Source organism: Novosphingobium sp. KN65.2, assembly GCF_001368935.1.
Lineage (GTDB): Bacteria > Pseudomonadota > Alphaproteobacteria > Sphingomonadales > Sphingomonadaceae > Novosphingobium > Novosphingobium mathurense.
This window is the reverse complement of record NZ_CCBH010000035.1, coordinates 1-1,168: the sequence shown is the minus strand read 5'-3', so window position 1 is coordinate 1,168 and position 1,168 is coordinate 1. Positions and strand designations below refer to the sequence as shown.

Here is a 1,168-nt window from a genome sequence, read left to right as displayed (position 1 = left end):
GGCTATTTCGTCATTACCGCGACCTACTTCCCTCCGGTCATAGCGGAGCAAAAGTTTGTCGAGCTGATGTTTGACGACGATCGGGAGCGGCCGAACAACAAGCAACGCACGGCCGACCTGGTTGAACGCTTCAAGCGCGAAATCACCACATTTGAAAGCCGTCTGTCCTCGGCCGTGAAGCTGACCCGCCTTCGCGCTCACAAGGTCGAAAATGAGGACGGCTCGACCGTGACGCACGACGACTTTTTGCGGTGGCTGCAATTCTGCGTCACCGGCAAAAATCAGCCGGTCGTGCTGCCCTCGAACCCGATGTATCTCGATTCCATCATCGGCGGTGTCGAAATGTGGACGGGCGTAATCCCGCGCATCGGCAACAAGTTCGTCCAGACGGTAGCGATCGAAGGTTTCCCGATGGAATCGACGCCGGGCATCCTCTCGGCGCTGGGCGAGCTGCCGATTGAATATCGCTGGTCCACGCGGTTCATATTTATGGACCTCCATGAAGCTGTGAAACACCTTGAGGATTTCCGCAAAAAGTGGCGGCAAAAGGTTCGCGGCTTCTTCGATCAGGTTTTCCAGACCAACAGCGGCAAGATAGATCAGGACGCCCTTTCGATGGTGGCCGATGCCGATAATGCGCTGGAGGAAGTCAACTCCGGCCTTATCGCACAAGGATACTATACCGGCGTCGTCGTCCTGACGGACGAAAGCCGCGATAAGGTAGAACAGGCCGCGCGCCAGCTTGAAAAGGCTATCAACGCACTCGGTTTCGCGGCCCGTATCGAGACGGTGAACAACCTAGAGGCGTTCTTGGGCACGCTGCCGGGGCATGGCGTCGAAAACGTCCGCCGCCCGATCATCAACACCATGAACCTAGCCGACCTGATGCCGACCAGCTCGATATGGACCGGCCTCGATCATGCGCCGTGCCCGATGTATCCGCCCAGCTCGCCCCCGCTCATGTCTGGCGTCACCAACGGCTCCACGCCGTTCCGGCTCAATCTCCACGTCCGCGACGTGGGGCATAGCTTCATCTTCGGCCCCACGGGCGCAGGCAAGTCAACGCTGCTCGGCCTGCTCGCCGCCCAGCTCCGCCGCTATCCCGGCATGTCCATTTTCGCGTTCGACAAGGGCCTGTCGCTCTACCCGCTGGCGAAGGTGGTGGGCG

Annotated in this window: 1 pseudogene; it reads left to right on the top strand. The window is 59.8% G+C overall.

Annotated elements, in window-relative coordinates:
* Window positions 1-66: 66 nt before the first annotated feature.
* Window positions 67-1,168: pseudogene (locus SPHV1_RS01245) on the top strand (conjugal transfer protein TrbE); the annotation flags it as partial.